This window comes from Azospirillum sp. HJ39 (assembly GCF_041507355.1).
Classification (GTDB): Bacteria; Pseudomonadota; Alphaproteobacteria; order Azospirillales; family Azospirillaceae; genus Azospirillum; species Azospirillum thiophilum.
This window is the reverse complement of record NZ_CP167905.1, coordinates 641,516-650,304: the sequence shown is the minus strand read 5'-3', so window position 1 is coordinate 650,304 and position 8,789 is coordinate 641,516. Positions and strand designations below refer to the sequence as shown.

Genomic DNA, 8,789 nt, shown 5'->3' with positions numbered 1-8,789 from the left:
GCCGGACGCAATGGGCTGGAAAAACGGGCATGGACTTCGGTCAAGTCATCCGCTGCCATCGGCAGGACGATCTGGCGGGGGGTGATGCGGGATACGACCGGCCGGATGCGGCCGGTCATGTTGGCCGGCCGGCGCTTGCGCTCGATCCGTTCCCGTTGGGGGCTCTCGACGGCCGGCGGCCTGGATGGGTGGCCGGTGCGGCGTGGCGACGCCGGCGCAGCGACCGCAAGGATGTCCTGGCGCCCTCGCTGGCGGGCCATCACGTCTATCGCCGTGGCCGCCTGTCCCTTGCTTCGCGGTTGCAGATCATGTTCTCGGCGGGCTACACGCCGGCGGAGCTGGAGAGCGTGGAGGAACCCGCCTGCTGGTCGATGCTGCGGGCGGACGATGTCCATCGTGCCGGACGCGCCCGAGGGACGCGGTTCCGTCATCCTGGCGTTCGGCAGTGGCGACGGATGCGCAGCAAGCCGGCATGGATCGGCAGCGTTTCATCCTGCACTGCGTAGAGCCCCGGTTTCCATCTCCTCCATCCGGCGGCTGATCAGGTCGCTGGGCCCCTGCAGATGTTCGCGGACCAGGAACTCGACGCGGCTTCCCTGGCGGCGGACGATGGCGTCGAGAATCCGGCGGTGTTCGTCGTTGTAGGTGCGCAGGGTGGCGCAATCCCGCTCCATTTCCAGCACGTCGTCGATCTTGGGAACCCGGTAGACGAGTTGGAACATGCGGCTGAACAGCCCGTTCGGCACCAGCCCCATCAGGCCGTTGTGGAAACGCTGGTTGAGTTGGCGCCACTGATCCAGGGCATCCCCCTCCAGCGGCCCCTCGCCGCCGACCAGTGCCTCGGCACGCTCCAGCCCCGCCTTCAGGGTCCGCTCGACGTCCGTCGGCAACCCGCGCTCCGCCACGATCCGGCAGCCGTGGCCTTCGAGCAGGCCGCGCATCTCGTAGCTTTCCAGCAGGTCGCGCAGGGTGAACTGGCGCACGGTATAGCCGCGGTTTGTCTCGTATGTGACCAGCCCCTCCCGTTCGGCCGCCACCAGCGCCTCGCGCACCGGGGTGCGGGAGACGCCGAAGCGGGCGGCCAGCTCCGTCTCGCGCAGCTTGGTGCCGGGCGGCAGCTTGCCTTCCAGCACCTGGTTGCGCAGGGCGATCATGATGGAACCCACCTGCTCGGAGCGGTAGGGCTCCGCCGCTTTGGTCTCTTGGAACTCGGGCATGGACATCCTCCAGCTTGCGGCGGCGGTGCCGGCGGACCGGGCGGTTGGGTTCTAGCCGCGGCGCAGGACCCGCACAAGCAGAACGCTGAGCAGGATGGTCCCGAACAACCGCAGCGTCTGCAAGGTCAGGATGAAAGGCACGTCGGCGGCGCTGCCCAGCGCCACCACCGCGACGGAGTCCAGCCCGCCCGGGCTGGTGGCGAGATAGGCGGTCAGCGGATCCTTGCCGGTCAGCGCGCTGAGCATCCAGGCCGACCCGACCGACAGTCCCACGAGGCCGAAGGTGGACAGCAGCATCACCGGCACCGACGCCATGAGGTCGCGCAGCAGGTCGCGGCGGAAGCGCAGGCCCGTGGTCCAGCCGATGATGGCGAAGGCGACGGCGATCAGCCAGCCCGGCGCGTCGAGCGTCACCGATCCCGACATGTTGAGCGCCCCGCCGAGCAGGATGGGGCCGAGCAGCGGTCCCGCCGGCAGCCGCAGCACGGTCCCGAGCCAGCCGCCGAGCAGTGCCACCGCCACCAGCGCCAGGGTGGAAGCCGTCGTCGCCACTGGGATGGGCACCGCCGGCGCGGCGGGAAGCCCGGCCGGGGCGCCCAGCAGGAAATGGCAGGCGAGCGAGGCGAGCACGACGACGACGATCACCCTGAGATACTGCATCACCGCGACGAAGCGAGGGTCGCCGCCGAAGTCGCCGGCCATGGCGATCATCGCCGGAGCCGCCCCCGGCATGGTCCCCCACAGGGCGGTGCCGACCGGCAGCCGCCCCGACCGCTCCAGCAGCCAGCCGACCAGCACGGCCCCGGCCATCATGCTTGCCAGAGCCATCAGCATGGGGAACCAGTGCAAGGCGACGTCCTGGATGATCGAGGCGTCGAGCGACCGCGCCACCACCCCGCCGGTCAGCGCCTGGGCGAGCCACAGCGAGCGCCTCGGCAGCTCGATGGTGGTGCCGCGCACCCCCAGGATGACGGCCGCGACCATGGGGCCCAGCAGAACGGCTCCGGGGAGGGCGACCGCCGAGAAAAGAGCGGTGAACAGGAGGGTGGCGACCGCCAGCAGGGACCACTGGAGGGGAATCGGAAGGGTACTCATGATGGACGGTCTGTCCGGTGGCCCGCCCGCCGGTCGGACGCAGGCGGGCTACCGCTCCTTGGCACTGTTGCGGAAGGGGAAGGACGCCGGATCAGGCCGGTACGGCCGCCGGCTGTGCCTCGACATGCGCCATCACCTCGGCCACCGGCAGCACGTCGCCGTATTTGGCGTTCATGTCGAACAGTGCCGCCTCGTGCGGGGCCGGGTGGCGGTCGCCGACGCATTCCGCCGGGACGATGACGCGGAAGCCGTGCGACACGCCGTCCACAGCGGTGGCGCGGACGCAGCCGCTGGTCGAGCAGCCGGTGACGATCACCGTGTCGCACTCCAGCACGCGCAGCATGGTGCTGAGCGGCGTGCCGAAGAAGGCGGAGGAATGATGCTTCACCAGCACGATGTCCTCCGGTTCGGGCGTGACGCGCGCGTCGAAGCCGGCCAGCGGGTTGTCGGCGGTGAAGGCACGCAGCGCCGGGATCTTCTTCACGAACATCCCGCCTTCGCTGCCCGCTTCGTCGTAGACGACCTTGGTGTAGATCACCGGCAGCCCGGCGCGTCTGGCGGCGGCGTAGAGAGGGACGCTCGCCTCCACAGCGTCGACCACGCCCTGTCCGAAGAAGGGGGCGCCGGGCTTGGTGTAGAAGTCGATGAAGTCGATCGACAGCACGGCGGCCTTGCGGCCGAAGCCGATCCGGTTCTGGAAGACACCGGAGTAGTTGTCCTTGAGATCCTCGGTCACGCTGAACATGGGATTTCGCCTCAGGCTGATTGCAGGGGGAGCGGACGGATGGGCGGATAGCCGATGTCCTGGAGGACGGCTGTCGCCACCTCCGACCGGCTCTCCGGCGTCTCGGGAAAATGGCAGGCGACCTGATCGGCACCGCCTGTGTCGGTTTTGGCGCCGCAGGAGCGCAGGGCAGGCTCTTCCATCAGGCAGGCGCGTGGCAGCAGGGCGTCGCCGCTGCGTTCGGTCGGCACGCCGCCGCCGGACGCCACCAGCCGGGCGCGGTAGCAGCGGGGGTGGAAGCGGCAGCCCGTCGGCACGCTGGTGGCGGAGCCGATTTCGCCCATCGTCACCGGGGCCCGGCGGCGCTTGCGCATGCGGAGGTCGGCGATGGGGACCGCCGACAACAGCGAGACGGTGTAGGGGTGCAGCGGCCGGCGGTAGAGCGTATCGCGCGAAGCCAGTTCCACCAGCTTGCCGAGATACATCACGGCGATGCGGTGGCTGACATGGCGGACCACCGCCAGATCATGGGCGATGAACAGGTAGGACAGCCCGCGCTCCCGCTGGATGCGTTGCAGCAGGTTGATGATCTGCGCCTGGATCGACACGTCGAGCGCCGACACCGGTTCATCCAGCACCAGGATCTTCGGATCGAGGGTGAGGGCGCGGGCGATGCCGATGCGCTGGCGTTGGCCGCCGGAGAACTGGTGCGGGTAGCGGTCGGCATGCGACGGGTCGAGCCCGACCAGGCTCATCACCCCCGCCACCTTCTGCGGGCCGTCCTTCGGATCCCACAGGCCGTGGACCTTCAGCGGCTCGGCGATGCTCCGGCCGATGGTGACGCGGGGGTCGAGCGAGCCGTAGGGATCCTGGAATACCATCTGGATGTCGCGGCGCATCGCCTGCATTTCGGCCTTCGGCACCTCGGTGACGTCGCGGCCGTCGACCAGCAGCCGGCCGCTGCTGGGCTCGACCAGCCGCAGGGCGAGGCGGCCGAGCGTGCTCTTGCCGCTGCCGCTCTCGCCGACCAGCCCCAGCGTCTCGCCGGGGTGGATCGCCAGCGAGACGCCGTCCACCGCCCGCACCGGCGTGCCGGCCTTGCGGAACAGCCCGCCGCGCCGGGTGAAGACACGGGAGGTCTCGACCAGCTCCAAGGCCGGCGGCGGACCGGCCTCGCTCGCAACGCGGGATTGGTTCATCGGGCGGCCTCCATCTGGTCTAGCCGGTCGGCGTGGAAGCAGGCGCTGCGGTGTCCGGCGCGGTCCCCGGCCAGCGGCAGCGGCCGCTTGGTGCAGCAGTCGGCCCGCCCGCGGCCCAGCGTGCAGCGCGGCTCGAAGGCACAGCCCGGCGGCAGGCGGGCGACGTTGGGCGGCTGGCCGTCGATGGCCGGCAGGTCCTCGTCGACCGGGCCGTCGAGACGCGGGATGCTGCGGAACAGCGCGCGGGTGTAGGGATGGCGGGGAGCGGAGAAGACCTCTTCGATGGAGCCCACCTCCACCAACCGGCCGGCGTACATCACGGCGACGTCGTCGGCGTAGCGGGCGACGAGCCCGAGGTCGTGGGTGATCAGCACCAGCGCCATGCCCGTCTCGGCCTGGAGATCGGCCAGCAGGTCGAGGATCTGGGCCTGCACCGTCACGTCGAGCGCGGTGGTCGGCTCGTCGGCGATCAGCACCTTGGGCGACAGGGCGATGGCCATGGCGATCAGCACGCGCTGGCGCTGGCCGCCCGAGAACTGGTGCGGGTAGTCGTCGATCCGGCGGGACGGGTCGGGGATCTGCACCCGGGCCAGCAACTCCACGGCGCGGGCCCGGGCGGCGGCGCGGCCGAGACCGCTGTGCGCCCGCAGCACCTCGACGATCTGCTCGCCGATGGTGAAGACCGGGTTCAGCGCGGTCAGCGGATCCTGGAAGATCATCGAGACCACCGCCCCGCGCAGGCGGCGAAGCTGTTCGGGCGTCCGGCCCAGGATTTCGGCGTCGCCGATCCGCACCTCGCCGCGCCGGACCCGGCCGGGGGAGGCGACGAGGCCGAGCGCCGACAGGAAGGTCATCGACTTGCCCGAGCCGGACTCGCCGACCACCGCCAGCGTGCCGCCTGCCCGCACGGCCAGCGAAATGCCGTCGATGACGGTGACCGGTCCGTCGTCGCCGGGGAAGACCGTGGTCAGGTCGCGCAACTCCAGCGCCACCGGGCGCGGCGCCGGAACCGGTGCGACCGGCGGGGGAGGGGCGATGGAAAGATTGGGGTTCGCCATGGAAAGCCTCACAGCATCTTGCCGGACGTCCGGCGCATCTGGGGGTCGAGCGTGTCGCGCAGCCCGTCGCCCAGCAGGTTGAGGGCGACCACCATCAGGGCGATGCACAGGCCGGCCGACAGCGAGATCACCGGATTCGACGCCAGGAAGCTCTGACCGTCGGCGATGACGTTGCCCCAGGTCGGGGCGGGCGGCTGGACGCCGAGACCGAGGAAGCTCAGCCCCGCCTCGGCCAGGATCGCGGTGGCGGCGCCGATGGTCGCCACCACGATCACCGGCGGCAGGCTGTTGGGAACGACATGCAGGAACAGCAGCCGCAGGTTGCCCATGCCGATGGCGCGCGACGCCTCGACATAGGGGCGCGGCTTGATGGTCAGCACCACCGCCCGCATCACCGCGGCGACGCGCGGGGTATAGGCGAGCGAAACGGCGACGATCACCGATTCCAGCGAGGAGCCGCGTGCCGCCACCAGCGCCAGCGCCAGCAGGAAGCCGGGGAAGGCCAGCAGGATGTCGATGACCGAGACGGTGACCCGCTCGACCCAGCCGCCGAAGAAGCCGGCGACGGCGCCGATCGCCATCCCCAGCGTAAGCGACAGCACCATCACGGCGACTGCGACCTGCAGCGAGATGCGGGTTCCCCAGATCAGCCGGGACAGCACGTCGCGGCCATACTGGTCGGTGCCGAGAAGATGCCGGGCGGAGGGAGCGGCCAGCGTGTTGCCGAGGTCGGTGTCCAGCGGCGACCAGGGCGCGATCCAGGGGGCAGCCACGGCGATGACCAGCATCGCCGACAGCAGGATCCCCCCGATCAGGAAGCCCGGATGGCGGAGATAGCGCATCAGGGACGACCGCCGGGGGGCGGCGGAAGCGGGGGCGGTTCCGGAAATGGACGTGGACATGGTCGGGCTCACCTTGCGGACAGGCGCGGATCGACCAGCCCGTAGGCGAGGTCGAGCAGGCTGTTGACGAGGACGACGGCGACGGCCAGCACCAGGACGCCGGCCTGGACGAGCTGGTAATCGCGGGCCGAAACCGCCTTGAGGATCATCGAGCCGATGCCGGGCCGGCTGAACACCACCTCGATCAGGATGGCGCTGCCCAACGACCAGGCGAAGGTCACGCCGACGATGGCGAGGATCGGCACCAGCGCGTTCTTCAGCGCCAGCCGCCAGACGATCCGGCGCTGCGGGACGCCCATTGCCCGTGCCACCCGGACATAATCCTGGTTCAGCACCTCCAGCATCGCCGAGCGGGTCAGCCGGGTGATGTAGGCGGCGACGGAGACGCCGAGCACGCCCGCCGGCAGCACCAGATGGTGGATCTGGTCGATGAGGCCGCCGCCCGAGCTGGCGCCCAGCGCCGGGAACCATTTCAGCTCCTGCGAGAACAGCAGCACCGAGGCGAGGCCGAGCCAGAAGACCGGGAAGGAGATCCCGAACAGGGCGACGACCATGATCAGCAGATCGCTCCACGAGCCCTGGCGCTCCGCCGTGACGATGCCGAGCGGGATGCCGATGACCACGGCGATTGCCAGACCGGCGAAGGCCAGCAGGGCAGAGTCCGGCAGGCTGTACAGAATCTCCTCCAAAGCCGGACGACCGGTGACGACCGAGGCGCCGAAATCGCCGGTCAGCGCGCGCAGCGCATAGAGCCCGTACTGCACGATCACCGGACGGTCGAGGCCGAGCTGGGCGCGCAGCGTCGCCAGCGCCTCCTCGGTCGCATAGTCGCCCAGCATGTATTGGGCGGGATCGCCCGGGATCATGCGGACGAGAAAGAAGGTCACGGTCACGATGCCGAACACCGTGATCGCGAGCTGGGTGAGTTGGCGGACGAGGCGGTCCATGGCGTCAGCCTGCCAGCACGACGGGATAGGCGCTCATGGTGAAGAGCGAATTCTGGACGAAGCCGGTCACCGCCTTGGTGTGGGCGATGTAGAGGCGGTCGGCGTAGAGCGGCACGATGGGGGCGTCGCCCATCACCTTGGCCTGGATCTTCCCGTAGACCTCCTTGCGGGCGGCATCGCCCTGGGCCTGCCGGGCGGCGGCGATCAGATCCTCGATCCCCTCATAATGCGAGGTGTTGAGCCCCGGCGGGAAGGAGGATTTGGCGAACATCGACAGGATCGGGCTGTCGGGGTCGGGGGCACCGACCACGCCGGTGATGCAGGTCGGGACGGTGCCCTTGTTGCGGGCCTGGAGGTAGGCGCCGCGCTCCAGCACCTTGATCTTGGCGTCGATGCCGACGGCGGCGAGGTCGCTGGCGATCGGCACCACGATCTTGTCGTAGGGGTTGGCGCCCGGCGCCACCAGATCGAGGGTGAAGGGGCCGACTCCCGCCTCCTTCAGCAGAGCCTTGGCCTTCTGCGGGTCGTAGGGATAGGCCGGCACCGCATCGGTGAATTCCTGGAAGGAGGAGGTGAGGAAGCCGCTCGCCTCGGTCTTGGTGCCCTTGAAGAAGCCGTCGATCAGCGCTTTTCGGTTGATGGCGTGGCTGATCGCCTGGCGGACGCGGAGGTCGCCCAGCGGCTTGATGCCGGTGTTGAGGATCAGGTTGATGGTGTGGTTGGCGTCGCGGTCGTGCACCGTCACTTTGCCGCCGCCCTTCAGGCGCTGGATGACCTCGGGCTGTTGCAGGCCGAAGAAGATGTCGATCTCGCCGTTCTCCAGCGCGATGGCCGCCGCCGTCTCATCCTTGATGACGCGGAACAGCAGTTCCTCCACCTTGGGCGGACCGGAGAAATAGTCCTTGTTGGCGGAGAGCTTGACCTCGCGGCCGGGCGTCCAGACCTGGAAGACGAAGGGGCCGGTGCCGACCGGGTTGAGTGCGTAGGCCTTCTCGCCGATCTCGCCCAGTGCCTTGCGGCTCAGGATCCAGCCCTGGTTGAAGGCGGAAACCTTGTGCAGGAAGCCGGAGTTCGGCTCCTTCAGGGTGATGACAACCCGGTCGGGCGCCGGTGTCTCGACGGACTTGATCGAGGCGAGCTGGCTGCTGTAGCTGCTGCCGGTCTGCGGATCGAGCACCCGCTCGAACGAGAATTTCACGTCGTCCGAGGTGAAGGGGCCGTAATTCTTGTGCCAGACGACGCCGCTGCGCAGGGCGAAGCTGTAGACGGTGCCGTCGCCCGAGATCTCCCAGGAGGTCGCGAGGTCGGGGACCAGCGCGTTGGTCGCCTCGTCGTATTTGACCAGCCCGTTGTAGATCTGGGTGGCGACGGTCTGGTTCTCGATCTGGAAGATGCGGGCCGGGTCGAGGTTGCCGATGTCGCTGCCGATGCGCACGCGCAGCACCGGCGGGGCGGCGTCGGCGCCGAGCGGCCAGCCGCTGCCCGCCACCAGCGCGCCGGCCGCCAGCAGGCTGCCGAATTGACGGCGTGTCACCCCGTTGCGCTCCTGTCGATTGGTCCCGACCATGGCCTGCTCCTCTGTCGTCCGGAATTGGTTGGGTGGCGTCGGCAGACAGGCGGCTTTCAAAAATGCACACAATCTGCGCC

9 protein-coding genes are annotated in these 8,789 nt (G+C 69.5%); 1 reads left to right on the top strand and 8 read right to left on the bottom strand.

Annotated elements, in window-relative coordinates:
- Positions 1-29 precede the first annotated feature (29 nt).
- Positions 30-506 carry a hypothetical protein gene (locus ABMY26_RS03595; protein ID WP_372395099.1) on the top strand — a complete coding sequence of 159 codons (477 nt, stop codon included), beginning with the start codon at positions 30-32 and terminating at the stop codon, positions 504-506.
- Here ABMY26_RS03595 and ABMY26_RS03590 read toward each other — a convergent pair.
- The 8 genes from ABMY26_RS03590 to ABMY26_RS03555 form a co-directional block, all read right to left on the bottom strand.
- Entirely contained in the window at positions 489-1,217 is a 729-nt protein-coding gene (locus ABMY26_RS03590) for a GntR family transcriptional regulator (RefSeq protein ID WP_372395098.1), read from the bottom strand. The genes ABMY26_RS03595 and ABMY26_RS03590 overlap by 18 nt on opposite strands.
- Positions 1,218-1,268: 51 nt before the next feature.
- On the bottom strand, positions 1,269-2,312 hold the full coding sequence (locus tag ABMY26_RS03585; RefSeq protein WP_372395097.1) for an AbrB family transcriptional regulator: 1,044 nt from the start codon (positions 2,310-2,312) through the stop codon (positions 1,269-1,271).
- A gap of 91 nt (positions 2,313-2,403) precedes the next feature.
- On the bottom strand, positions 2,404-3,057 hold the full coding sequence (locus ABMY26_RS03580; protein ID WP_372395096.1) for an isochorismatase family protein: 654 nt from the start codon (positions 3,055-3,057) through the stop codon (positions 2,404-2,406).
- Positions 3,058-3,068: 11 nt separating this feature from the next.
- On the bottom strand, positions 3,069-4,235 hold the full coding sequence (locus ABMY26_RS03575) for an ABC transporter ATP-binding protein (protein ID WP_372395095.1): 1,167 nt from the start codon (positions 4,233-4,235) through the stop codon (positions 3,069-3,071).
- Entirely contained in the window at positions 4,232-5,293 is a 1,062-nt protein-coding gene (locus tag ABMY26_RS03570) for an ABC transporter ATP-binding protein (protein ID WP_372395094.1), read from the bottom strand. The genes ABMY26_RS03575 and ABMY26_RS03570 overlap by 4 nt, the downstream gene beginning before the upstream one ends.
- Positions 5,294-5,301: 8 nt before the next feature.
- On the bottom strand, positions 5,302-6,195 hold the full coding sequence (locus ABMY26_RS03565) for an ABC transporter permease (RefSeq protein ID WP_372395093.1): 894 nt from the start codon (positions 6,193-6,195) through the stop codon (positions 5,302-5,304).
- An 8-nt stretch (positions 6,196-6,203) separates the two neighbouring features.
- Positions 6,204-7,142 (bottom strand): ABC transporter permease, encoded by a 939-nt coding sequence (locus tag ABMY26_RS03560; protein ID WP_372395092.1) that lies wholly within the window; start codon positions 7,140-7,142, stop codon positions 6,204-6,206.
- 4 nt (positions 7,143-7,146) lie between these two features.
- Positions 7,147-8,709 (bottom strand): ABC transporter substrate-binding protein, encoded by a 1,563-nt coding sequence (locus ABMY26_RS03555; RefSeq protein ID WP_372395091.1) that lies wholly within the window; start codon positions 8,707-8,709, stop codon positions 7,147-7,149.
- Between the last annotated feature and the right edge of the window lie 80 nt (positions 8,710-8,789).